Here is a 23,626-nt window from a genome sequence, read left to right as displayed (position 1 = left end):
GAAAGGGATGTGATGAGCCGTTCGCAGTTTGTTCAAATCGATGCACGCGAGTTAGATTCACTGGCACAAAGTGCTGCAGTTCCGTTGCCACTGGAGCAATCAGGAGCGTGGGATCGCTTTGATGAAGCAGTTGAGGGACGTGAACCGTGGCGTCGTTTCAAGTGGATGCTCGACGGTGAAGTTGCAGCAGTGATTTCCCTGACACTGTTGGAAGGGCGTGGTTTCACCTATTTGTGGGCCAAGCATGGGCCCATCTGGTTCACTGAGCCGACGACGGTGATGGAACGCCAATTCCGGCGGGGACTTGCACGGATCGCGCGTGAGGCTGACCGGTCCTTGGCTTTTATTCGCCTCCATGCACAGCCCGCAGAGGATCTCGCAGATTTGCTTCAGTCGGTGACGTATGATCGCACTGTTGTGCTCAATCTCATGCCAAGTGATGATGATCGTCTTGGCGCCATGAAGAAACGAGGCCGCCGTGATGTACGCAAGGCATTGCGTGACGACACGATGGTCGCAGCGGAAGAAACCCAGCAGGCTCTGGATGTGTTTCCACAGTTGTATGAGCTGTTGGTTGAGACCGGCTCACGTGATGATTTTGGAATTCTTCCTCGCCAGACCTATGAACAGATGCTCACCGCTCTGGGACCAACCCATGCCCGACTTTTCACAGTCCGGCGCGAAGGACGCCCACTGTGCTGGGGAATCTGTACGGTCAATGGCACACATGCTTCCTACTACTATGCGGCCTCGAATGAGGAGGGCCGTCGCGCCGGAGCGCCGGATTTACTCGTGTGGTCGATGTCGCGGTTCCTCAAGGAGTCGGGTGTCGAGATGTTCGATTTGATGGGGATCGATTCCGATCGCGCCCCGCAGCTTGCGGGCGTACGCGGTTTTAAAACGAAGTTCAGCGAAGAGATCACGCAGATTCCTGGCGCTTGGGACTATCCGTTGCGCCCGTTGTTCTACCGTGGTCTTGTGGCAGGGCTCAAAGCGAAGCGTCGTTTGATTGCAAAATTGCGATCCCGCTCCCGCTGAACGTCACTGTTTGTGCTGAGATCCGCACAGGTTCCCACGAAAGCACCACACCTCGTTCCTCAACAGGAGCGCTGACAGTATTGTCATCGTCCACTCGTGAAAACACCACGAGGGTGTCTCCACGGCGCATCCATCCTCCGCGCGCGTCGATGTGCGCCGTGGTTGCACCGCGGTCGCCGCTGGCGACGTCGGGCGTTGACTTTCGCAACGCGATAAGTTCACGGACGAATTCACGCATTCGTTTGTGCGCAGGCAACTGAGATTCGTTCCAGTTGATGTGGGCGGCGTCGAATGCTTGGCGTGATTGCGGATCGATCATGGTCTCGTTATCACTGGTGAAACCCCAGTTGGCGAATTCGTTCATTCGACCGGCAAGGATATGCCGTCCAATCTCATCGCCGAAATCTGTGAAGAAGGGAAAACGTTGTGTTGTCGCCCATTCTTCTCCCATGAACAGCATGGGAGTGAATGGGCTTAGAAGGATGAGCGAACGCGAGAGCGCAATTTGTCCAGGTGAAAGTTTTTCGGATGGACGGTCAGACAGATACCGGTTGCCCACTTGATCATGGTTTTCGTCGTACACCATCAGGGCATGACCACTGACACCTGTCGGGAGGGGAGCCCCGGACTTAACTCCACGGAAACGTGAGATCTGGCCGATACGTGTGAACCCTTCAGTGAGCGCCTTTTCTAATGTTTCTGGGTCAACGTAATCTTGGTAGTAGGCGTTTGTTTCTCCAGTAAGCCAGACATGCAAGGCGTGGTGGACGTCGTCGGCCCACTGTGCGTTTGCTCCGCGTCCGCCTGCCGACGTCGGAGTCAACGTGAGGGGATCGTTCGCATCCGATTCGTAGACGAGCGTGAATGTGCGCCCACTACGGGCTGATGCTTCGCTGACAGCGTCGGAAAGCTCGGCGAGAATGTGGCGCGGAGAGTCATCGCGCAAATAGTCAACAGCGTCGAGTCGGAGGGCATCGAAATGGTAGTCCTCGAGCCATTGCACCGCGTTATCGATGAGGTATTGACGAACATGCTGGGAACCAGGCGCATCCATATTTACCGCCTCGCCCCAGGGAGTGTGGTGATGATCGGTAAAATATGGGCCAAACTGTGCAAGGTAGTTTCCATCTGGCCCGAGGTGGTTGTAGACCACATCGAGTGCCACCGCCATGTGACGAGCGTGAATCGCATCGACCAAAGCAACCAGATCCTGCGGGGTTCCGTACATGGGATTGACAGCGAAGAGAGAAACACCGTCATATCCCCAATTCCGCGTACCTGGGGTCGGGGCGATGGGCATTAACTCGATGACGTCGATCCCTAGCTCGCAAAGGTCATCGAGTTTGTCGATGAGCGCAGTAAATGTTCCCTCCGGGGTAAAAGTCCCCACATGGAGTTCGTACCACACGCGTCCCGTGAGATCCCCAGCGTCGCGATCATGGTGAAAGACGAATCGCGAAGGATCCACAACGACGCTCGGCCCATGAGGTCCCTCGGGCTGGCACATCGATCGAGGATCGGGAAGTTTTATTCCACCGTCAAGACGAATCTGGTAGTGCATACCAACAGGGAGGTCAATGCTCCACATTCCATGAGCATCAGATGTCGCAAGAAGGGTTTTCTGTTCGGTCAGATATTCAACGGTGTGCGCCTGCGGCGCCCATAATGACAGTTTCATGCTCGTACCAACACCACCACGGGGAAATCGTCGATTAAATCTGCCAGTTTTATTACGCCTCCATCAATGAGTCGATCGGTGAGAACATCACGCCACTTCCCCTCAGGCAGGACCACCGTATGTGCGGAAAAACCGCCGTTTCGTTCCAGCGAGCCAGCAAACCGTGTACCGACAGTGATGAGCTGGGCAACGTCGTCAGCATCAGTACGGGCGAATGCAAGCGCGTGACCGGTCGATACGGGCAACGCAGCGTAGCCCCACTGTGGCGCCGCGAGACGCATATCCGTGCGCAAGCGCGCTAGACGCGAGGTCAGCCAGAGCTTTTCCTCGTCGAGGGTGGGGCGAGAAGGCAGACCAGTGTCATCCAATGCTGACAGGGCCGCGGCGAGTGCAACAAAATCCACGGGCCGACGATTATCTGGATCGACGAGGGACGTGCGAGTGATTTCCTCGCCCTGATATATGTCCGCAACGCCTACGCCGGTGAGCTGGAATGCTTTGGCAGTCAGGAGATAGCTGCGTGCCGCTGGAGCAATATGTCGGGCAAAGTCGCCGATGATGGCGCGTACATCCTCATGGGAACACATCGCGTTGAGGTAGGCGATCATCTCAGCTTCGCCAGCCTCATTCTGAGCTGTCCATGTGGTCCACAACTTTTGTTCCCGGGCTGCTTTGAGGAAGTAGTCACGCAGGCGTTCGAGATCGATAGGAGAATCATCCACCCAGGTTCCGAGCATCGTCTGCCACATCAAGTTTTCAAAACGCCCATCCAACTCAGCCGGCCGAGCATCGGCGATGGCGGCGCGTGCAGAGGTGAGTACTGAACTCCAATCAGTAGCAAACTCGGATAACACGGCGATACGCGCACGGGTATCTTCGCCACGCTTAGTGTCGTGAGTGGACAAAGTCGTCATCGTCGTCGGCCACGCTTCGTGAAGCTGCAACTCAAAAGCATGAAAGGCGTCCGCTGAGGTCACAATGTGCGCGGGGCCGTGGCCAACCTCATTTGCAGACGTCAGCGGAGTATAACGGTAATAGGTTGTGTCTTCGACACCCTTTGCCATCACAGCGCCGGCGACTTGTTGGAAACGCACAATTGCCTCATTGCGTTTCTCTTCGTGAGTACGACCCGCTGACCCCACCTCATATCCGAGGAGAATCTCAATGACGACTGACAGCGTTTCGCTGCGGAACTCATCCAGATATGTACTAGCGCGCTCAGCAACGCCACGCAGGAGCTCTTCGTCTTGTGGATCAGGGCGCTCACCGGGGACGACGTAGGCGCGATACCGAGGCATATTGACCACCAGTTCGACAATTGCCTCTTTGATCGAACGGAACGTATGATCGCGAAGACGCACATCCGCATGGCAGATTTCCCAGATTAAGGTTGCCAGGCGGTCAACTTCAGCAAAGAGAGACTCCTTGATGATCTGGAGTTTGGCACGGCGTTCAACAGTATCGAGCGATTCGACGGTTCCTGATTCTTCGGTGTAGATCTGCGTCAGATGTGCAATTCCCGCAGGGTCAGTCAGGACACCACTGATATGCCGCAACGAGTCATAGCCCGTGGTTCCAGCCACGGGCCAATCAGAGGGCAGGCGCTCAGCCCCTTCAAGAATCTTTTCCGCCACGATCCATGCGCCACCTGTCGCATCGTTGAGGCGGCGGAGATAACCGCGCGGATCAGCCAACCCATCAACATGATCGATTCGGAATGAATCGATATATCCAGCGTTGAATAGCTCCAGCAAAAGCCTATGGGAATGATCAAAAACATCCTGATCTTCCACGCGCACAGCAACGAGAGTATCGACGTCGAAGAAACGGCGGTAGTTCAATTCATCGTTCGCTACGCGCCAATAGGCAAGTCGGTAATACTGGCGATCAAGAAGCTCTGCCAAAGGTAGCGACTCAGTGCCCGCACGCACAGGGAAAACGTGATCATAATAGCGCAACACTGCCACTTCGCCGTCGGCCTCAAAACCAGGAACAACCATGTTCTCCATGGTAATTTCACCCGAGGTCAGGACATTTCCGATTCGGTCACCCAAGACCGCGAGCAATAAACCATCGCCTGCTTCACTGGGCTCGAAGTCGAACCACGTACTAAAACGCGAATCATGTCCGTCACGCAGCATCGACCACAACGCAGGATTCTTGAATAGTGGAGTCGGAACTGCCATGTGGTTGGGAACCACATCGACGATGACACCGATACCCGCATCATGTAAGGCGCGTGAGAAGCGCTCGAAACCCTCGCGGCCGCCCAATTCCTCAGAGACACGAGAGTGATCAACGACGTCGTAACCATGTGTCGATCCAGGTGCGGCTTGAAGAATGGGGGAGAGGAAGACATCACTGACCCCCAAGGACGACAAGTAAGGGATAACCTCCTGTGCCTGGGCAAATGTGAAATCTGGATTCAGCTGAAGCCGATATGACGTTGTTGGTGTGCGTTTCCCCACTGAAGGAACGTGTGTATGATGACGGGAATTTTCACTCATACTTCTCAGCCTCGCGCGTTTGTGACACATCGAGAGTTTCTTTCGAGGTATTCACTGCAACCGAGGTGCGGCGCTCGCGGCGCAGGACCACAACTGAACGTGAGGCGACCTCAAAATCATCTCCAGCATTCATCTGATCGGGGACTGTGAGAGAGACATTCGTGGCGAGCACCTTATGCCATGTTCCCTCCGGAGTGTTGTCGTTGAGAGGGAGATGGAATGACAGATTTTCATCAGAGGCGTTGAAGGCCAAGATGAAATCATCATCTTTGATCTCTTCTCCGCGAAGGTCTGGTTCGGCAATGCGATCTCCGTTGAGGAAGACCATGATCGATCGCGCGTATGAGGTGCCCCAGTCGTCGTCGGCCATAACCTGACCGTCGTTGCGCATCCACTCGATATCTCCGCGCTCTGACGTACCGCCTCGATCAGCATCGCCCTTGAAGAAACGACGACGTCGGAAAACCGGGTGCTCCTTGCGCAAGGCGATCGCACTGCGGACAAACTGGTACAGGTCACGCTTGGCGTCATCGATCTGCCAGTCAACCCACGAGATCTTGTTATCTTGACAGTAGGCGTTGTTGTTTCCGCCTTGGGTGCGGGCAATCTCATCGCCGTGCGAAATCATCGGAACGCCTTGTGAGAACAGGAGTGTGGCGAAGAAGTTCTTCATCTGCTGGAGACGAATTGCTTGGATCTGTGGATCATCGGTCTCGCCTTCGGCCCCCATATTCCACGAGCGGTTGAAAGATTCACCGTCGCGGCTCTCTTCTCCGTTGGCCTCGTTGTGCTTTTCGTTGTAGGAGACCAGGTCATGCATCGTAAAACCATCGTGTGCTGTGACGAAGTTGATCGAGGCGAATGGACGTCGGCCCGAGTTGGCGTAGAGATCGGAGGATCCTGAAAGCCGTGAGGCGAACTCGGAAAGTGTCGATGGCTCTCCACGCCAAAAGTCACGCATCGTGTCGCGATACTTTCCGTTCCACTCGGTCCACAACGGTGGAAATTCGCCGACGTTGTAACCGCCTTCACCCACGTCCCACGGTTCTGCAATAAGTTTGACCTGAGAGATCTCCGGATCTTGCTGGATAATATCGAAGAATGACGACAGGCGATCCACAGCGTGAAGTTCGCGGGCGAGGGTTGATGCCAAGTCAAAACGGAATCCGTCAACATGCATTTCACGAATCCAGTAGCGCAGGGAATCCATGATGAGTTGCAACGAATGCGGCGAGCGCATGTTCAGTGAGTTGCCCGTGCCTGTGGTGTCGAAATAGTGTGCTTCGTCGCCGTCGACAAGTCGATAGTACGAGGCGTTGTCGATGCCCCGGAAAGAGAGGGTGGGTCCCAACTGGTTGCCTTCAGCGGTGTGGTTGTAGACGACGTCGAGGATCACTTCGATATCGGCCGCGTGGTATGCCTTCACTAGCGCTTTAAATTCGTCAACCTGTTCTCCGCGTGTTCCAGCTGCTGCGTATGTATTTTGTGGCGCAAAGAATCCGATTGTGTTGTAGCCCCAGTAATTTGACAAGCCACGGTCAATTAACGCGGTGTCGTTGACGAACTGATGGATCGGCATGAGTTCAACTGCAGTGATGCCAAGTTCCTTGAGGTACTTCACCATCGCAGGATGTGCCATGCCCATGTAGGTCCCGCGCAACTCATCCGGAATTCCCGGGTGAGTTGCCGTCATTCCTTTGACGTGGGCTTCATAGATCACGGACTTATGGTAGGGGTGACGTGGCGGACGATCATGGCCCCAATCAAAATATGGATTAATAACCACTGACAGCATCGTGTGCCCAAGAGAATCGAGCTCGCTGCGCTCTTCGTGGTTCTCAAAGCTGTAGGAAAAATTCGATTGGTCATTTTCGACCTGACCGTCGATCGCCTTAGCATAAGGATCCAGAAGAATCTTTGAGGGATCACATCGGTAGCCAGCAGCGGGATCATAAGGGCCGTAAACGCGAAAACCGTAGCGCTGTCCGGGGCGGATGCCGGGGAGGTAGCAGTGGAAAACGTGGGCGTCGATTTCGCGTAGTTCAATGCGCTCTTCAGTGAGATCGTCGCTGATCAGGCTCAGCTCGATTTTGTCGGCGATCGAAGAATAGATCGCGAAATTCGTACCGGCGCCATCATACGTTGCGCCGAGCGGATAGGGTTTACCAGGCCAAATTTCCATATTTTTAATATGCCACGCGGTGGGGTTCCATGCGCGATATTGTGCGTTCTGCCGCTGAGGGCTGAATTTGTGTGTGGTGAGTATCAATGCTTCCCGTGCCATCAAGGACTTTGATCCTGGTAGAATTGTCGCCGTCACAGGGGAGCGCAAAAGCGCTGAGAGTGCGGATAAACCGCAGACCCTCACACCTGATCCGGGTAATGCCGGCGAAGGGAGTGAAGTCTCTCCCTTACCTTTTTTGGGGAAGGCCCTCCATCTTATCTGGAGGAACATATGAAGTTTTCGAAGGTCGCAGCGGTTGCTGCTGTTTCGGTTCTTGCGCTCGGAGCGTGCGGAACCTCCTCATCGACGTCGGGGGCTGCTACAGAAGCATCGCCGTCGGCAGAAAAAATCACCGATGTCACAATTGTCACCAATGGTTCGTGGAAACTGAGTGACGAAACCCTCGCAAAGTTCACCAAAGCCACCGGTTACAAGGTCACCCTTGTCAATGGTGAAGAATCAGGAACGCTAGATTCGAAGCTAATTCTGACCAAGTCGAACCCTGTTGGAGATGGTGCAGTTGGTCTGACCGCGAATAATGTCCTTCAGGTTGGAGAAGCCGGAGTGTTTGATGCCCAGTCAGCACCTGCACCAGCTAAGGGAGGCGAAAAGTATGCGGTTGAGGGGGCACAAGGTGCAGTTGCACTTTCTCGTTCCGATGCCTGCTTCAATTACGACATCGCCTGGTTTAAGAAGAACAATCTCACTCCACCTGCTGGGCTCGATGACCTGATCAAACCTCAGTACAAGGGTTTGACTGTGATCCAGGATCCGGCAAAGTCGGATACCGGTTTCGCTCTACTCACCGCCACTATCGCTCAGTACGGGGAAGATGGCTACAAGGGATACTGGAGCAAGCTCCTGGGTAACGGTACGAAGGTTGACGCCTCCTGGACTGACGCCTACCAAGTAGACTTCACGGCCGGTGAAGGCAAGGGCAAGTACCCCATTGTGATGTCTTACGCTTCCTCGCCGTATTGGACCATTAATAAGGAAGGCACCGCTTCGGCGACTGCCAATGTTGAGGGTGGTTGCTACCCGGTTGTCGAATATGGCGGTGTGCTCAAGGGATCGAAGAACCCTGCGGGCGCTAAGGCGTTCCTCGAGTGGCTCGCTACCCAGCAAGTCCAAGCGATCAATGCCTCTGAAAATGTTGCCTACCCGATTGACGAGTCTGTCGAGCTGCCAAAAGGCATGGCTAAATTCGCGCCGCGTCCCGCATCTGGTACGCCACTGGAGACAAAGCTCATCAAGGACAGCAAGCAAAAATGGATCACTGAAGTGACCAACCTGATGTGATGGTGATGGTGGCGAGGTGAGCAGCTGCCTGCCTCGCCACCATCGTTTGCACAGATATGTGTGTTGCGCGTCGATGCTCGTAGACGCTGTGAAAGGGTCAATTGTGACAGTGAACAATTCGCGCAGCTGGAAATGCCGCGAGAGCTCGCACATCGTGTGGGCTCTCGCGGCCATTTTTCCCGCAGTATTTCTCTTTCTGTTCTTCGTGACCCCTGTATGGGATTTGGGGTATTTGGGCGTCGAACAAATCGCCAATGTGTGGCGTGACGGCGGGGCAGAGGGTATTGCGTCCTTACTCTCGGCGACGAATGTGGGTTCGGCTCTCGCCACGACGATAGGCCTTGCATTCGCCGGAACCGCATTATCTGCATTCGTGGGTTTACCAGCAGCATACATTTTGTATTGCACGTCGTTTCCCGGACGCAGTGTGTTGAGATTCCTCATCGTATTTCCTTTCGTCTTGCCGACGATCGCTGTCTCGATGGCTTTCCGCTCTCTTTACGACGACGGTGGCGCCTTCGGTTTTCTTCAGCTCTCCGGCTCACCGATCGTCATTGTGCTGGCCATGATGTTTTTCAATATTTCGGTCTTCGTCCGCACTGTTGGAGCAGCATGGAGTGCTCTCAACCCTCAATACGAGGCTGTGGCACGTACATTGGGTGCATCTGCGACACGGGCTTTCGTGACCGTGACCTGGCCCCGGCTTCGCCCCGCACTCGCATCCGCATCGACACTGGTGTTCTTGTATTGCGCTACGTCATATTCGCTCGTCATTGTTCTCGGAACAGCACAAACTCGTACGATTGAAACTGAAATCTATCGTCAAACATCGCAGTTTTTGAACCTTGGGGCAGCCGCTTTCCTTTCGCTCATCCAAATACTGATTGTTGTGTGTGCGCTGTGGATTTCCCACCGTGCGCAGAACGGACAGAAAGCAGAAACGGCCACGCGATACTCGAGAACTCCTCGTCGACTCACCCGACGCCAAATTCCACTCCTTGTTGGTGTCGTGGCTGTCGTTGCTCTCCTCATCGTTGCGCCGCTCGTTCAGGTTATGCTGCGTTCTCTACGCCGTGATGGGGCGTGGACCCTGATGAACTTCACTGATTTGGCTGTACCTGGGGCGGCGAAAGGGATTGCAGAACCCGTACTGTCATCCATTCGTGAATCTTTATATGCGGCGGTAGCCGCGACATTGATCGCTGTGATACTCGGACTCGCTGTTTCACTTTTGGTGACGCGTAAATTTCGTGTCCATAAGCGCACCATGAAGAAGATAACGTCATTTTACGATTCCCTGTTTGTGGCCCCCCTTGGAATTTCTTCGGTGACCTTAGGGTTCGGGATGCTCGTTGCACTTGGAGGAGCGTTGCGCTTCCTAGCAGACTCGATCTTTCTGCTTCCTCTTGCGCAGGCACTTGTCTCAATACCCATCATTGTGCGTACCGTGGTGCCGATGATTGGGGGGATCAACCGCCGTCTCTACGATGCCGCCGCAACTCTTGGGGCACGGCCTCTTCGAGCATTTTGGGTGGTGGAAGGGCCAACTCTGGTTCGGGCTGTCGGTGTTGCTAGCGGTTTTGCATTCGCTATTGCGATCGGAGAATTCTCCGCAACATCGTTCCTTGTCCTTCAACGCGAACCCACACTACCGATTATGATTTATCGACTCGTCAACCGCGCTGGAAGCGCCGATCAAGGCATGGCATACGCTGGGACAGTTGTGCTCTGTCTCATCACTGGATTGGTGATGCTCGCTGTCGAGCGAGCCTCTATTCACGCTCCCCGTCGTCGAAAGGATAATTCGTGACCTCTGCCGTCGAACTGAAAATTGACCATATTTCCCTGACGTATCCCAATGGATATCAGGCACTTCAAGATGTCACACTCACCGTTTCCTCAGGAGAAATTGTTGCGCTCTTGGGAGCTTCTGGCTCTGGAAAATCGACTGTATTGCGTGCGGTGGCAGGACTTGAACCGATCACTGCTGGAGCAATTCTCTTCGATGGCGACGACGTGACGCACATTCCTCCCCATAAGCGATCCGTGGGGGTGGTCTTCCAAGAAGGCCTGTTGTTTCCCCAGCGTAGTGTTGAACGCAATATTGCGTATGGTCTTGAAATGGCAAAAATGGATTCTCGTCAACGCGCCCAGCGTGTCGAAGTTCTGCTCCACATGGTGGGGCTGGATGGTTATGGACAGCGTGATGTTGTCACGTTGTCCGGGGGACAAGCACAGCGAGTTGCTCTTGCTCGATCATTGGCGCCACGTCCACGGGTAATGCTTCTTGATGAGCCTCTGTCTGCTTTGGATCAAGAGCTACGAGGCCGACTCGCGGTAGAAATACGTCAAATCCTCAAAAGCGAGGGAACGACGGCGATCTTTGTGACTCATGATCCTGCAGAGGCGCAGGTGGTGGCTGATCGTGTTGAACGCATCGATGCGGGAATTCTTCACGCCTGACCAAAGCCGCGCAGCAAGAGAACATGAAAGGCTCGAAAGATCATGATCTTTCGAGCCTTTTCCGGTGGGCGATACTGGGTTCGAACCAGTGACCTCTTCGGTGTGAACGAAGCGCTCTACCACTGAGCTAATCGCCCGGACACTCGAAAACAATAGCGAGAAGGGGAGTACGGATCAAATCTAAAACGCGTGGCGCAGGTCACTTTGAGTCGATTGGACGATTGAGTGTCTTGCGTGTAAATTGATTATTCGTTGCGGGGTGTTCCTCTCAATAATGCGGATGTAGCTCAGTTGGTAGAGCGCCACCTTGCCAAGGTGGAGGTCGCGGGTCCGAGCCCCGTCATCCGCTCGATGGCCAAAGCGGGAAACCGCTTCAACCACATGGTGGGTTGGCCGAGAGGCGAGGCAGCGGCCTGCAAAGCCGTATACACGGGTTCGAATCCCGTACCCACCTCTCAATTGAATAATGGGCGATTGGCGCAGCTGGTTAGCGCGTTTCCTTGACACGGAAGAGGTCGCTGGTTCGAGTCCAGTATCGCCCACGGAAACACGGTTTCAATCGTGTTTCGATGCGGATGTAGCTCAGTTGGTAGAGCGCCACCTTGCCAAGGTGGAGGTCGCGGGTCCGAGCCCCGTCATCCGCTCTCGTTGTATTTTCAGTCTCTTGGTGGGTTGGCCGAGAGGCGAGGCAGCGGCCTGCAAAGCCGTATACACGGGTTCGAATCCCGTACCCACCTCTCAATTGAATAATGGGCGATTGGCGCAGCTGGTTAGCGCGTTTCCTTGACACGGAAGAGGTCGCTGGTTCGAGTCCAGTATCGCCCACGAATGATCCGAAGGCAGGTAGTGCCTTCGGATCATTTCTCTTGAAAGCGCGGTTTCAATGTCATTTGTCCTGCGCAGAGGAAGACCATGGGGCTCAGTATTCGTCACGAACTGAACAGTTACGTGCGCGCATTCGCTGGGCACATCGGGTACGCCGTGCTGCCAGAGCGCCGTCGGCGTGGCTATGGAACTGACATGCTGGCTCACGCCTTAGATCTCCAGGGAAAAGATTCGCCGATATTGGGTGCAAACCGCCAGCTCTACGCGCCCATAATAAATTCTCGGGTGCGCTGCTGCTGGGGGTGTCCGAAAAGTTCCTCTGGCGATCCCTCTTCGACGATGACGCCTCCATCGAGGAAAATCACTCGATCGGCCACTTCACGTGCGAAAGCCATTTCGTGAGTAACAATCACCATCGTCATTCGTTGGTCGGCAAGTTGGCGAATAACGCTCAGAACACCGGCGGTGAGCTGAGGATCAAGAGCTGATGTGGGCTCATCAAAGTAGAGTATTTCGGGGTTCATTGCCAGCGCACGGGCAATCGATGCCCGCTGTGCTTGTCCACCTGAAATCTGCCCTGGCATTTTGTCGGCTTGTTCTGCCAGTCCCATCTGATCAAGGAGCGCACGGGCTGTAATCTCAACTTCGTTGCGGTCGCGTTTCGCGACGGCGATCGGAGCATCCATGACGTTGTGCAGGAGACTCATATGGGGGAATAAGTTGAAGTTTTGGAAGACGAGTCCAAAGCGTAACTTGGCCTGAGCGAGTGCAGAGCGATCGGTGTAGCGTGATCGAGCGCCGTCGTTGGTGGCCACGTCAATCGAGCCATATGACAGAGAGCCCGAATCTAAGGTCTCAAGCAGTGTCAGACAGCGAAGCAATGTCGATTTTCCTCCACCTGAAGGACCAATAATGGCCACGACTTCACCTTTGGTCACATCAAAATCGACGCCGCGAAGAACGTCTTGTGATCCATACGATTTGTGCGCATTGCGCAGAGAGACAACACTCATTTTCACACCATCTCGTAGTTGTAGCGTTTTTCGATTCTGCCCAATGCGATTTCAACACCGAAGTTGACCACCCAATAAATGAGACCGGCCAAAATAAATGGCATCATCGAGGCAGTTGCGGCGGCTTGGGCTTTTGCTACCGAAAACATTTCAAGAATCCCGAGGGAAAAGGCAAGCGACGTATCTTTAATCAAGGTGATAACTTCGTTGCCGGTAGCTGGCAAAATGCGATGAAGGACCTGTGGGAAGATGATTCTTCTGAACGCAGCGCTGCGCGTGTATCCCAAGATATCGGCTGCCTCCCACTGTCCGTGCGGAATTGAACCGAGACCGGAACGGTAGATTTCAGCAAAATACCCTGCGTAATTGAGGATAAACGCGACGGCGGCAGCGATGAATTTTGAGTGTGAATTAAGCTCGATACCGAACACGTAGTACGGGGCAAAATAGATTGCGAGCATCTGGAGCATGAGCGGGGTGCCGCGCATAATTGAAATGTAAATACGTGCGGTCCAACGAAGGAGCCTATTCTTACTCATTCGAGCGAAGGCGATTGGAACGCCGAGAGGCAGGGCGCCAACGAGCGTGAGGACAAAAAGTGTGATCGACAGTCCGAGTCCTTCACACAGACCGGTCAACATCACAGAAATAGACATGGGATTCTCGTTTCGTTCGTCAGCGTGTTATTTGAGCAGCCAGTTTTCCCAGGCCAGGCCATCGTGGGCATATTTTTTCGCAATGCGTTGGGCAGTCCCATCAGCGCTCATTTCACGTAGTGTTCGAGTAACTGCGTCGGCAAGTGCCGTTCGGCCCTTTTTGAAGGCGACGACGTAGTGCTCGCTCGACAGCGGGTCGGTGATTTTCACGTAGGCGCCAGGGTTTGCTGCTATCTGGAATTCAGCGATCGACAAATCACATGCGACGGCATCGACAGCACCAGATTCGAGTTCCATAAAAGCGGTGTTGTAATTATCGCGTTCCTGGAGAGAAGCGAAAGTATCAGCAAGTGCTTTTTGATCGGTGGACAGAACATCGAGCGCAGCTGAATCAACTTGGGTCACGACGTTCTTACCAGCGAGCGCTCGAAGAGAGGTGATCGCAGAGCCTGCTTTGACGATGACGACCTGGCTATTGAGCATATAGGGAGCAGAGAAAGTGTAGTGACCTTCGCGCCCTTCCTTGGTGAATCCGTTCCATATCGCGCTGATTGCGCCAGTATCGAGTTCTGCGTCTTTTGTATCCCAGTTAATTGGTTGGGCAGTGAAACGCCATCCGTTTCGCCGTGCGACTTCTGCCGCGAGATCGAGGTCAAATCCGGTGTAGTTCCCGTCGTTGCCGAGATATCCGTAGGGCGGGTATCCCTGGTCGAAGCCGACGGCGAATTCCATTCCGGCCTGTGGCGTAGGGTTCGGGTTCGAAGGCTGGCCGCATCCGCTCAATACAACCAGCGCAAGAGTGGTAAGAGAAATGATTTTTTTGATTTTCATCGACAGTCCTGACAATAACAGTGGGTAGAAGAAAGTCACGTCGCGCGATTATTGGCGAACGCATGACGCGGGGGATGTCAGTTGGCGTGTCGTGAAGTTTGTGATCCAAGGTGAGCTAGTACTGCTTTGTATCCACCGGCACCGTAGTGTAATGCCTTATTTACGCGTGCAATCGTGGCTGAGGAAATGGCAAGGGTGTCGCTAACCTCCTGGTAGGAAGCGCCACCATCGAGCATTCTGGCAGCTTCGAGACGTTGTGCCATATCTTGAATTTCCCGAATTGTACACAGATCCTCAAGAAAGGCGCGCACCGCATCGGCGGACTCGAGGTGGGAGAGTGCATTGGTTAACTGAGCAATTTTGCGTTCCACGGTGTGCCTTCCAATTTTGGCGAGGGAATTGATATTGAGGTGTGCCTTGCCAACGCCAGCACTTTAGCACTTTAGCGAGATGAAGCGCAAGAGTGTCTAGCTGAGCTAAACGGTGGCAGGTGAGGAGAGGAAATATCGGTAGCGCCAGCCACTGCCAGCACCACCGATATGGGACAACTTAACACTCAACGATTGAGACGGGAATGCCGGCATGTACCGCAAGGCCACCGAGGGCGGTTTCCTTGTACTTGACCTGCATATCGCGCCCGGTTTCTTTCATCGTGCGCACCACGTCGTCCAACGAAACCAGATGCTCTCCGTTTCCGCGCAGAGCAGTACGTGCTGCGGCCAAGGCCTTCACTGACGCCACAGCATTGCGTTCGATACACGGAATTTGTACGAGTCCTGCAATCGGATCGCACGTCAAACCGAGATTGTGTTCCATGGCAATCTCCGCGGCATTTTCCACTTGACGAGGATTTCCCCCGAGGACTGCAGTGACACCGCCAGCAGCCATTGACGACGCCGACCCGACCTCACCTTGGCAACCGACCTCGGCGCCTGACAAAGATGCATTATTTTTGACGACCATTCCAATTGCCGCCGCAGTAAGTAAAAATTCGATGACTCCTTCTTCGCTGCCGGAACAGAAACTCATGTAATAGTGCAAAACAGCAGGAATAATGCCTGCGGCCCCGTTTGTCGGAGCGGTCACAATCCGTCCTCCTGCAGCGTTTTCTTCGTTGACGGCAAGCGCGTATAACGTCACCCAATCCAGGCCACGCAACGGGTCGTCGGCGTTGTCGCGTTCCTTGAGTGATGCGGCAAGAGCTGGCGCACGACGCGGAACGCGAAGAACGCCAGGCAAGATTCCCTCGTCCGACGTGATTCCGTTGGTGACGCAGTCCTTCATCACGTGCCAAATCTCGAGCAGACCCGCGCGCACTTCGTCCTCGCTTCGGCACATCAGCTCATTTGCCATGACGACCTGTGCAATCGAGAGATTTTCGCGCTCACAGATGGCCAGAAGCTCCGCTGCAGTATTGAAGGGGTAGGGGACGGGATGTTCATCTGAGATCACCGGTTCATCAGGAGTGACATCTCCTTCGACGACGAAGCCGCCCCCGACTGAATAGTAGGTGGTATGAGCTAGACGCTCTCCAGAATTGTTCCATGCCTCAAGCGTCATGCCGTTGGGGTGGCCAGGGAGTTCTTCACGCCCCAGAAAAATAATGTCCCGTTGTGGTGGGAAGTCAATGACTTTCACGCCGCCAAGATTCAGTGCCAGCTCTTGTTCGACTTTGTGGACAAGCGGGGCGACGCGTTGAGGATCGACCGATTCAGGCTGTTCACCCATCAAACCGATCATGACTGCTTTATCTGTTGCATGACCGACGCCTGTTGCCCCGAGCGATCCATACAGACGACATTCGACTCGCTCGACTTGGGTTAAATCGTCGAGCGAATCCAAAAACATTGCAGCTGCGCGCATCGGGCCGACAGTGTGTGAAGATGACGGGCCGATGCCAATAGAAAACAGATCAAAAACGCTCAAAGCCATGTGCCCAGATTAACCCGTTTTTGCTCATGTGTGCAGGCGTGGCACCGCTGAGATCGATGAAGGTGAGCAAATGCGCCCAAAGCTAATCCACCGACGTCCCGACAGAGCGGGTAGGATGGTGACGCTACAGAAGAAAAATGCCCGGCGCCCCGGTATGGCGTAGGGTTTTATCAGGAGGAATCCATTGGCACACATCATGTTGGACGGGCAGGCTCGCGAAATTTCAGCGGGAATGACCGGAGCAGACCTCTTCGAGGGGCAGAAGAACATCGTGGCGATCCGAGTGAACAACACGCTCAAAGATCTGTACACATCGCTCGAAGGGCTTGATGGTGCCACAGTTGAGGGTATCGACATCGCGTCACAAGACGGGTTGAACATTCTTCGTCACTCCGCAACCCACGTCCTTGCGCAGGCAGTTCAGAACAAGTTCCCCGAGGTGAATCTTGGCATCGGCCCGTTTATCACGGATGGCTTCTACTATGACTTCGGCAATATCCCGTCGGTCACTCCCGAGATGCTCAAGGATCTTGAAAAGGATATGAAGCGTATCGTCAAAGAAGGACAACGCTTTGTGCGACGTGTCATCTCTGACTCCGATGCGGTGAGCGAACTTGCCGATCAGCCTTACAAGATTGAACTGGTTGGTCTCAAGAGCGATCACGATTCGCACGCTGACGGCGCTTCCATTGAAGTTGGCGGCGGTGAATTGACCATCTATGACAACGTCAATCGTAAGGGAGAGACTGTCTGGAGCGATTTGTGCCGCGGTCCGCACCTTCCATCGACCAAACTCATCGGCAATGGATTCGCCCTGACTCGCTCGTCGGCTGCCTACTGGCGAGGCGACCAGAACAACGACTCGCTCCAGCGAATCTACGGCACGGCGTGGCCAACGAAGGATGAACTCGTCGCTTACCAAGAGCGTATTAAGGAAGCAGAACGTCGTGACCACCGTAAACTCGGTGCAGAACTCGATCTCTTCTCCTTCCCCGATGAAATCGGCTCGGGCCTGGCAGTCTTCCACCCCAAGGGGGGCATCATCCGCATGGAAATGGAGAACTACTCCCGCCAGCGTCACCTTGAAGCTGGCTATTCCTTTGTGAACACCCCGCACATCACCAAGCAGAATCTTTTTGAAGTTTCAGGCCACCTGTCCTTCTATGCCGATGGTATGTACCCTCCGATGCACATGGATGAGGAACGTGACGAGGACGGCAACATCACCAAGCAAGGTGCTGATTACTACCTCAAGCCGATGAACTGCCCGATGCACAACCTCATTTACCGTAGCCGTGGCCGTTCGTACCGTGAGTTGCCGTTGCGCCTGTTTGAGTTCGGAACTGTGTACCGCAATGAGAAATCCGGTGTCATTCACGGACTGACTCGTGCGCGCGGTTTCACCCAGGATGATGCCCATATCTACTGCACCCGTGAGCAGATGAAGGATGAACTGACATCACTGCTCGATTTTGTTCTGTCCTTGCTCAAGGACTACGGCATGGATGATTTCTACCTCGAACTATCGACCAAGGATCCGAAGAAGTTTGTGGGCGACGACGATATCTGGGAAGAAGCGACCCGCACGTTGCAGGAAGTTGCAGACGCCTCAGGCCTTGAGCTGATTCCGGATCCCGAAGGTGCAGCATTCTACGGCCCGAAGATTTCAGTTCAGGCGCGTGACGCACTTGGCCGTACTTGGCAGATGTCAACGATTCAGCTTGACTTCAATCTTCCAGAGCGCTTTGAGCTCGAATACACCGCTCCAGACGGTTCGCGCCAGCGTCCGGTGATGATTCACCGAGCACTCTTTGGTTCGATCGAGCGATTCTTCGGTGTGCTCACTGAGCACTACGCAGGTGCTTTTCCAGCTTGGCTTGCGCCTGTTCAAGTGCGATGCATTCCCGTTGCAGAGCCGTTCATTGGATACCTTGAGGACATTGCAACGAAGCTGCGTGCGAAGGGCGTGCGCGTCGAAGTCGATGCATCCGACGATCGCTTCCCGAAGAAGATTCGCAACGCATCGAAGGAAAAGATCCCGTTCGTTCTTATTGCCGGTGGTGAAGACGCTGACGCCGGGGCGGTGTCTTTCCGCCTGCGTGACGGATCCCAGCATAACGGCATTGCGATTGACGAAGCTGTTGAGCGTATTACAGCAGCAATTGCCTCGCACGAGAATCAGTGAGGTTGACGATGCTCTCTCGTAGTGGTCGTCCGTTCGCGCAAGTGGTTTTCGGACCATTTGCGCGGGCAGCGGTGAAACTTCGTATCTCTGCCAATACCGCAACGTTCGTCGGCGGTTTGGCGACGTGTGCTTCAGCAATCGGATTTTTCACCACCAACCACCTCGTATGGGGCATCGTGGTGACATCGCTTCTGGCTGTCTTCGATAATCTCGATGGGCAGATTGCACGAATGACAGGCACAGTTTCACAGTGGGGAGCATTCCTCGATTCGACGATGGATCGTCTTGCTGATGGAGCGATCTTCGGATCTCTGGCGATGTGGGCGTACCTGCACGCAGACTCTGCTACCCAAGCATGGGGACTCTCGGGTGCTCTTGTTGCCGGACTCGTCGGTGCGATTGTTCCTTACGCACGCGCGCGTGCCCAAGCTATTGGGAAAGACGCTGCGGTGGGACTCGCTGAGAGAGCTGATCGTTTGGTTGCTGCTGGCATCATTCTGATTTTGACGGTGGTCTTTGGTCATTGGGTTTTCGCTGTGGGCATGTGGCTGATTGCGTGTGCTTCACTGTTGACGGTTGCGCAACGCATGGCGTTTGTTCGCCGCCAGATTATGGCCGACGAATCAGTCAGTGAAAATCGTGTCAAGCGTTAAAGCATTTGAGCGAGCAACCCGAGCGGCTCGGGTGATTCCCGAGCCGCTCGGCCGTTTTATCGCGCGGATGATCGGACGAGTCCTGGGGTGGTCCACTCTTGCCTCCGTCTGCCAGCTGAGGAAGAACCTTCAACGAATTCGTCCCCTGAACAGTACATGGGCGCAATACGCTCGAAGTGGCAGGGCCATGAGCTTGTATATGACCTACTATTACGAGATTTTCCGGCTTCCTCATCTCACTCGTGAACAGGTGGACGCACGAGTGCGGGTCAGAGGAGAGGAAAAAATGACAACCTATCTTGACCGTGGTCAGGCGCTTCCTGCTGCTCTTCTCCACATGGGCAATTGGGACTTGGCTGGGGCGTGGGCGACCTCGCACCTTGCTCCGGTTCACACTATCGCTGAAAAGCTCAACCCACCGGAAGTTGCCGACTACTTTCTTCAGCTGCGACGGCAGATGGGAATGAAGATCTATCACGCAGTGAAAGGGAACGGAGCGATCCACGCCCTTGAAGCAGACATGAATGACACAGCATTTATACCGCTCCTGTGCGATCGTGACTTATCTGCACAAGGGATTGAGGTGAGCTTGCGCGGACATCCCATTCGCGTTGCTGTGGGAGCGGCCCTTCTGGCCCGAAAACGCCAGGTACCGATGTTTCCAGTATTTATCGAAGCCGAGCAGATTACGCAGCCGGAGCGCCGCCGTCGGGCAGGCACGACGTCGGGTATCCATATTCGCATTGGTGAACCAATTTTTCCTGATCCTGAAGTGGAACTTGCCGCAGATCTTGAACGAATGAATCAGGAGTGGATGGACGCCGTCGGCGAATATTTGCCCGGACATGAAGAGAACTGGCATATGCTCCAGAAAGTATTTGTTGAAGATTTGGACCGCGAACGACTGGCGAAGCGCCATGCAAAAGAAGAGGAGAATCGTTGAAGATCGGCATTGCGTGTGGCTACTCCTGGGATGTTCCTGGGGGAGTGCAATTCCATATCCGCGATCTTGCGAAAGAGCTTATTTCACGCGGTCATGAGGTATCTGTTATCGCTCCAGCACATCCCGACGCCGATCTGGAACCTTTCGTGACGAGTGTGGGAAGTGCAACGCCGATCAAGTACAACGGATCGGTTGCACGACTTGCGTTTGGCCCGAAGGTCAATCATCGCGTCCGCGGGTGGCTACGCGATAGTGACTTCGATGTTTTGCATGTTCACGAACCCTTCACACCCTCAGTATCAATGCTGGCGTTGATGAGTGCATCGTGTCCGGTGGTCGCAACGTTCCATACAGCAATGGATACTTCGCGCATACTCAGACTGGCCTCGCCTTTTATCGTTCCGTTGCTGGACAAAATTGAAGCGAGGATCGCTGTGTCCCAAGAGGCTCGTCGCACAATGGTTCAACACCTCGGCGGGGATGCGTGGGTGATTCCCAACGGTGTGTTTGTTCGTGACTTGGAAGCGGACAAAGACGAGCGTTTTACCGGTACTTGTGAATCTCCCACTATTGCATTTCTTGGACGTATCGATGAACCGCGCAAAGGTCTGGGAGTTCTTGCCGCTGCGCTGCCCGATCTCAAAGCACGGTTCCCTCATGCGCGTGTCTTTGTTGCAGGAAAAGGTGATCGCGCTGCCGCTTCAGAACTCTTCGGGGAGCACGCTGATTCAGTGACATTCTTGGGACCGATCACAGATGCAGACAAAGCATCGTTGTTGGCATCGGTCGATGCCTATGTCGCACCAAATACCGGCGGAGAATCCTTTGGAATTATTTTGGTCGAAGCGATGAGCGCGGGTGCGTTTATTGTGTCGTCGGATATTCCTGCCTTTCGCGCGGTATTGGGCGACGGGGAGTTCGGGCTCCACTTCGTCAACGGTAACAGTGGCGACCTTGCACGAGTTCTCGGTGACGCGCTTGAGGATCCAGGTCTGCGCCAACACATTGCCCATGCAGCTCAGGCAGAGGTCTGGCGTTATGATTGGTCCTCCGTCGCTTCACAGATTTTGTCGGTATACGACACGGCTATTGTTTCCGCACATGAAAGGCCATCATCATGACCTGGGCCATCCTTACCCTGTGCGTGGTGGTGGTCATCATCGCCGCGGTTATCTTGCGTTCACGCAAACTGGACAACCTTAACCGTGCGGTGGCTCGCAGTAGACGAGTCCTTGAAAACGCGCTCAACGAACGTGCTCATCAAGCTCTTGCAGCCTCGTCATCGGGGAAACTTGATATTGCTGGAGCGATGATTCTCGCAGACGCCGCAACAAACGTTCTTGACACGACGATGCACCCCCTCGTCAACGACGGTTTAGATTACGTCTCAATGGGAGCTCACGATCCCGCTGATCGTCTTGCTCGTGAATCAGAATTATCGCGCGCACTGCGCCTGACTGTTGACGAACTTGAGTCGCCTATTGATCCTCTCGAGAAGGCGCGCGAACGGGTGCGAATGGCTCGGATGTTCCACAATTCTCGAGTATCGCGGGCGCGCCGCGTGCGTGGAAGTTTACTTGTTCGTATGTTTCGCCTTTACGGCACAGCTCCTGTTCCGGCCACGGTTGACCTTGACGACGAATAGGGGAGCGTGCCGATGATTCACTATCCACTGGTCCGAGCAGATGCTGGGCGCACATGGAAATCACCTGTGTACATTCGCCCGGTTGACACCCTTGGTGTCGTTAGTCTCGTGACGGCGTCGGTGATTTCGCTGACCATGGCATGGCCGGTTCTCTTCACACACGCCAATAACGCAGATGTGGCGCGCTCAGTTCTCATCTCGCTGATTCCACTGGCCTTCACACTAGTGTTCGTGTGGGTGATTGATTCATGGGAACCCGAGCCGGGTGCATTGTATTTCGTCGCCTTAACGTGGGGAGGAGGGGCTGCAATTTTTGGGGCGCTCTTCCTCAACGCCTGGGCACAAGCGTTTGCTCCGCTCTTTCTTCCACCGGGCGCAGGGGAATATGAAATCACTGCATGGGTCGCGTCATATGGTGCCCCGCTCTCAGAGGAACTCATTAAGGGCCTCGGAGTGATCATTATCTTCGCTACCTTCTCACGGGCATTCAACGGTCCGACGGACGGTATCGTGTACGGTGCGCTCATCGGTGCTGGATTCGCCTTCACCGAAAACGTTTTATACTTCACCGAGTACTCCACCACGCTATCGAGCACATTCCAGGTGCGCTTTCTCGATTCACCTTTCTCTCATGACGCGTATACGGCCCTTTTCGGATTCTTCGTGGGCTTTGCTGAATACTCTCGCAGACGCATCATGGTGGTATTATGGGCGATCCCTGGACTTGTGGGGGCGTGGGTTTTCCATTTCCTCAATAACAATGCGCTGGGGTGGCACGGTATGACCTACGGAATGTACAAAATGGTCAATACGATTCCAATCGCCGTGATTGCAATCATTATGGTGCTTTACGCTCATCGTGAAGAAAAAGAATCAGTACGTGCGGGACTCGCGTCGTTTGTCGCTGGGGGACAGATCGCTCCTACCGAGCTAGCATTCACCATGACGCTAGCAGAACGACGTCGGTCGAAAGCGTGGGCGGCGAAACGTGCGGTAGCGAAGGGCTACAGTGCTCATGACGGCGCCGAAGCGATGCGTCAGCTCCATAACGAATTGTTGCAGCTTGGCCATCTCAGGACTCGCGCAGTTCGACGCGGAACTGAGAATCAGCGCCGCGTTCTCGCAGCTCAACAAGACCATCTGAATAATATTACTGAACTTCGAGAGGTGTTCATATGAGCGAGATGTCAAAGGAAAGCGCACAGCAGCTTGCCGACGAATGGCCTCGTGACGTCGATGGTTTTCCACATCGGGTTGCCGCACGAGTCGTTGTTCTGGACCGCGATGGGCGAATTTTTCTTATCCTTGGCCACGACTTTGATGATGAGGAGCACAAGTGGTGGTTCACGCCAGGCGGGGGCCTTGAGGCAGGCGAAACATCAAGAGAAAGCGCTGTACGTGAATTACGCGAAGAGACAGGGCTTGTTGTCAGCTCGGATCGGTTGGCAGGGCCGGTTCTGATTCGTCATGCTACCTTTCATTTTGCACGCGAGACACGGAAGCAAGATGAAGAATTTTATCTTTTGCACGTCAGCGATGATGAGCGGGAGCAAATCGACAACAAGCAAGGAACGGCACTGACTCCACTTGAGCAGCAGTTACTGGATGATTATCGGTGGTTTTCCCCGAGCAGATCGAGCAACATGATTCCGCGACGCCGTTTTATCCTCGCGGGCTCGCGGCGATGCTGCGCACCTGGCAGAACTGGGATGGGTCCGTGATCGAGGTCACTGA

General features: G+C 54.5%; 19 protein-coding genes, 7 tRNA genes and 1 riboswitch. Of the genes, 17 read left to right on the top strand and 9 right to left on the bottom strand.

What is annotated here, in order from left to right; genetic code table 11:
- The first annotated feature begins 12 nt into the window (after nucleotides 1-12).
- Nucleotides 13-1,038, top strand: a complete 1,026-nt coding sequence (locus P7079_RS04615; protein ID WP_278012120.1) for a lipid II:glycine glycyltransferase FemX — start codon at nucleotides 13-15, stop codon at nucleotides 1,036-1,038.
- Here P7079_RS04615 and treZ read toward each other — a convergent pair.
- Genes treZ through glgX form a run of 3 tightly spaced genes read right to left on the bottom strand, consistent with a single transcriptional unit; the run spans nucleotide 989 to nucleotide 7,405 of the window.
- Entirely contained in the window at nucleotides 989-2,716 is a 1,728-nt protein-coding gene (treZ, locus tag P7079_RS04610; protein ID WP_278012119.1) for a malto-oligosyltrehalose trehalohydrolase, read from the bottom strand. The two genes, P7079_RS04615 and treZ, sit on opposite strands and share 50 nt — an antisense overlap.
- Nucleotides 2,713-5,223: a malto-oligosyltrehalose synthase gene (gene treY / locus P7079_RS04605; RefSeq protein ID WP_278012118.1), complete on the bottom strand. Its 2,511-nt coding sequence runs from the start codon at nucleotides 5,221-5,223 to the stop codon at nucleotides 2,713-2,715. Before treY ends, treZ begins: the two co-directional genes overlap by 4 nt.
- A complete protein-coding gene (glgX, locus tag P7079_RS04600; RefSeq protein WP_278012117.1) occupies nucleotides 5,216-7,405 on the bottom strand; it encodes a glycogen debranching protein GlgX in 2,190 nt (729 codons plus the stop codon). The genes treY and glgX overlap by 8 nt, the downstream gene beginning before the upstream one ends.
- 128 nt (nucleotides 7,406-7,533) lie before the next feature.
- Nucleotides 7,534-7,637, top strand: a riboswitch (TPP riboswitch).
- Nucleotides 7,638-7,678: 41 nt separating this feature from the next.
- Between glgX and P7079_RS04595 the strand changes: the two genes are divergently transcribed.
- The 3 genes from P7079_RS04595 (at nucleotide 7,679) to P7079_RS04585 (ending at nucleotide 11,209) form a co-directional block, all read left to right on the top strand.
- Nucleotides 7,679-8,746 (top strand): thiamine ABC transporter substrate-binding protein, encoded by a 1,068-nt coding sequence (locus tag P7079_RS04595; RefSeq protein WP_278012116.1) that lies wholly within the window; start codon nucleotides 7,679-7,681, stop codon nucleotides 8,744-8,746.
- A gap of 205 nt (nucleotides 8,747-8,951) precedes the next feature.
- Nucleotides 8,952-10,556, top strand: coding sequence for an ABC transporter permease (locus tag P7079_RS04590; protein ID WP_278012115.1), 1,605 nt, complete (start codon nucleotides 8,952-8,954; stop codon nucleotides 10,554-10,556).
- Entirely contained in the window at nucleotides 10,553-11,209 is a 657-nt protein-coding gene (locus P7079_RS04585; protein ID WP_278012114.1) for an ABC transporter ATP-binding protein, read from the top strand. The genes P7079_RS04590 and P7079_RS04585 overlap by 4 nt, the downstream gene beginning before the upstream one ends.
- 65 nt (nucleotides 11,210-11,274) lie before the next feature.
- Here the strand turns inward: P7079_RS04585 and P7079_RS04580 are convergent.
- A tRNA-Val gene (locus P7079_RS04580) sits at nucleotides 11,275-11,346 on the bottom strand.
- Nucleotides 11,347-11,485: 139 nt separating this feature from the next.
- On the opposite strand from P7079_RS04580, the gene P7079_RS04575 reads away from it, so the two are divergent.
- The 6 genes from P7079_RS04575 to P7079_RS04550 all read left to right on the top strand — a co-directional run bounded on the left by P7079_RS04575 (nucleotide 11,486) and on the right by P7079_RS04550 (nucleotide 12,034).
- A tRNA-Gly gene (locus P7079_RS04575) sits at nucleotides 11,486-11,558 on the top strand.
- A 34-nt stretch (nucleotides 11,559-11,592) separates the two neighbouring features.
- Nucleotides 11,593-11,663 (top strand) — tRNA-Cys (locus P7079_RS04570).
- Nucleotides 11,664-11,677: 14 nt separating this feature from the next.
- Nucleotides 11,678-11,751, top strand: a tRNA-Val gene (locus P7079_RS04565).
- A gap of 29 nt (nucleotides 11,752-11,780) precedes the next feature.
- Nucleotides 11,781-11,853 (top strand) — tRNA-Gly (locus P7079_RS04560).
- A 22-nt stretch (nucleotides 11,854-11,875) separates the two neighbouring features.
- Nucleotides 11,876-11,946, top strand: a tRNA-Cys gene (locus P7079_RS04555).
- A gap of 14 nt (nucleotides 11,947-11,960) precedes the next feature.
- Nucleotides 11,961-12,034, top strand: a tRNA-Val gene (locus P7079_RS04550).
- A 260-nt stretch (nucleotides 12,035-12,294) separates the two neighbouring features.
- On the opposite strand, the gene P7079_RS04545 is transcribed toward P7079_RS04550, so the two are convergent.
- From P7079_RS04545 to P7079_RS04525, 5 genes are all read right to left on the bottom strand, one after another.
- Nucleotides 12,295-13,047, bottom strand: coding sequence for an amino acid ABC transporter ATP-binding protein (locus P7079_RS04545; protein ID WP_278012113.1), 753 nt, complete (start codon nucleotides 13,045-13,047; stop codon nucleotides 12,295-12,297).
- A gap of 2 nt (nucleotides 13,048-13,049) precedes the next feature.
- A complete protein-coding gene (locus P7079_RS04540) occupies nucleotides 13,050-13,703 on the bottom strand; it encodes an amino acid ABC transporter permease (protein WP_278012112.1) in 654 nt (217 codons plus the stop codon).
- A 27-nt stretch (nucleotides 13,704-13,730) separates the two neighbouring features.
- Nucleotides 13,731-14,534, bottom strand: a complete 804-nt coding sequence (locus P7079_RS04535) for a transporter substrate-binding domain-containing protein (RefSeq protein ID WP_278012111.1) — start codon at nucleotides 14,532-14,534, stop codon at nucleotides 13,731-13,733.
- Between the two features lie 77 nt (nucleotides 14,535-14,611).
- Entirely contained in the window at nucleotides 14,612-14,905 is a 294-nt protein-coding gene (locus tag P7079_RS04530; protein WP_278012110.1) for a YerC/YecD family TrpR-related protein, read from the bottom strand.
- A gap of 178 nt (nucleotides 14,906-15,083) precedes the next feature.
- A complete protein-coding gene (locus P7079_RS04525; RefSeq protein ID WP_278012109.1) occupies nucleotides 15,084-16,466 on the bottom strand; it encodes an L-serine ammonia-lyase in 1,383 nt (460 codons plus the stop codon).
- Between the two features lie 232 nt (nucleotides 16,467-16,698).
- Here P7079_RS04525 and thrS point away from each other — a divergent pair, with 232 nt between their 5' ends.
- From thrS to P7079_RS04490, 7 genes are read left to right on the top strand one after another with little or no spacing between them, the layout of a single operon-like run.
- Nucleotides 16,699-18,651 (top strand): threonine--tRNA ligase, encoded by a 1,953-nt coding sequence (gene thrS / locus P7079_RS04520; protein ID WP_278013609.1) that lies wholly within the window; start codon nucleotides 16,699-16,701, stop codon nucleotides 18,649-18,651.
- A gap of 8 nt (nucleotides 18,652-18,659) precedes the next feature.
- Nucleotides 18,660-19,304 (top strand): phosphatidylinositol phosphate synthase, encoded by a 645-nt coding sequence (pgsA, locus tag P7079_RS04515; protein WP_278012108.1) that lies wholly within the window; start codon nucleotides 18,660-18,662, stop codon nucleotides 19,302-19,304.
- Nucleotides 19,282-20,247, top strand: coding sequence for a phosphatidylinositol mannoside acyltransferase (locus tag P7079_RS04510; protein ID WP_278012107.1), 966 nt, complete (start codon nucleotides 19,282-19,284; stop codon nucleotides 20,245-20,247). Before pgsA ends, P7079_RS04510 begins: the two co-directional genes overlap by 23 nt.
- Nucleotides 20,244-21,368 (top strand): glycosyltransferase family 4 protein, encoded by a 1,125-nt coding sequence (locus tag P7079_RS04505; RefSeq protein WP_278012106.1) that lies wholly within the window; start codon nucleotides 20,244-20,246, stop codon nucleotides 21,366-21,368. The genes P7079_RS04510 and P7079_RS04505 overlap by 4 nt, the downstream gene beginning before the upstream one ends.
- Nucleotides 21,365-21,892: a hypothetical protein gene (locus P7079_RS04500; RefSeq protein ID WP_278012105.1), complete on the top strand. Its 528-nt coding sequence runs from the start codon at nucleotides 21,365-21,367 to the stop codon at nucleotides 21,890-21,892. Before P7079_RS04505 ends, P7079_RS04500 begins: the two co-directional genes overlap by 4 nt.
- A gap of 12 nt (nucleotides 21,893-21,904) precedes the next feature.
- Nucleotides 21,905-23,071, top strand: a complete 1,167-nt coding sequence (locus tag P7079_RS04495) for a PrsW family intramembrane metalloprotease (RefSeq protein ID WP_278012104.1) — start codon at nucleotides 21,905-21,907, stop codon at nucleotides 23,069-23,071.
- The gene (locus P7079_RS04490; protein ID WP_278012103.1) at nucleotides 23,068-23,613 is read left to right on the top strand and encodes an NUDIX hydrolase; all 546 of its coding nucleotides are present in this window, start codon (nucleotides 23,068-23,070) and stop codon (nucleotides 23,611-23,613) included. The genes P7079_RS04495 and P7079_RS04490 overlap by 4 nt, the downstream gene beginning before the upstream one ends.
- The last annotated feature ends 13 nt before the right edge of the window (nucleotides 23,614-23,626 follow it).

It is taken from the genome of Arcanobacterium canis, from assembly GCF_029625435.1.
GTDB classification, from domain to species: Bacteria; Actinomycetota; Actinomycetes; order Actinomycetales; family Actinomycetaceae; genus Arcanobacterium; species Arcanobacterium canis.
The sequence above is the reverse complement of the archived record's forward strand: the minus strand, read 5'-3'. Positions and strand labels throughout refer to the sequence as shown.

Coding starts and splice junctions, on each gene's coding strand:
- P7079_RS04535 (WP_278012111.1), bottom strand. CDS start 14,534: ATGAAAATCAAAAAAATCATTTCTCTTACCACTCTTGCGCTGGTTGTA.
- pgsA (WP_278012108.1), top strand. CDS start 18,660: ATGCTCTCTCGTAGTGGTCGTCCGTTCGCGCAAGTGGTTTTCGGACCA.
- glgX (WP_278012117.1), bottom strand. CDS start 7,405: ATGGAAATTTGGCCTGGTAAACCCTATCCGCTCGGCGCAACGTATGAT.
- P7079_RS04540 (WP_278012112.1), bottom strand. CDS start 13,703: ATGTCTATTTCTGTGATGTTGACCGGTCTGTGTGAAGGACTCGGACTG.
- P7079_RS04545 (WP_278012113.1), bottom strand. CDS start 13,047: ATGAGTGTTGTCTCTCTGCGCAATGCGCACAAATCGTATGGATCACAA.
- P7079_RS04615 (WP_278012120.1), top strand. CDS start 13: ATGAGCCGTTCGCAGTTTGTTCAAATCGATGCACGCGAGTTAGATTCA.
- treZ (WP_278012119.1), bottom strand. CDS start 2,716: ATGAAACTGTCATTATGGGCGCCGCAGGCGCACACCGTTGAATATCTG.
- thrS (WP_278013609.1), top strand. CDS start 16,699: ATGACCGGAGCAGACCTCTTCGAGGGGCAGAAGAACATCGTGGCGATC.
- P7079_RS04595 (WP_278012116.1), top strand. CDS start 7,679: ATGAAGTTTTCGAAGGTCGCAGCGGTTGCTGCTGTTTCGGTTCTTGCG.
- P7079_RS04490 (WP_278012103.1), top strand. CDS start 23,068: ATGAGCGAGATGTCAAAGGAAAGCGCACAGCAGCTTGCCGACGAATGG.
- P7079_RS04495 (WP_278012104.1), top strand. CDS start 21,905: ATGATTCACTATCCACTGGTCCGAGCAGATGCTGGGCGCACATGGAAA.
- P7079_RS04500 (WP_278012105.1), top strand. CDS start 21,365: ATGACCTGGGCCATCCTTACCCTGTGCGTGGTGGTGGTCATCATCGCC.
- P7079_RS04525 (WP_278012109.1), bottom strand. CDS start 16,466: ATGGCTTTGAGCGTTTTTGATCTGTTTTCTATTGGCATCGGCCCGTCA.
- treY (WP_278012118.1), bottom strand. CDS start 5,223: ATGAGTGAAAATTCCCGTCATCATACACACGTTCCTTCAGTGGGGAAA.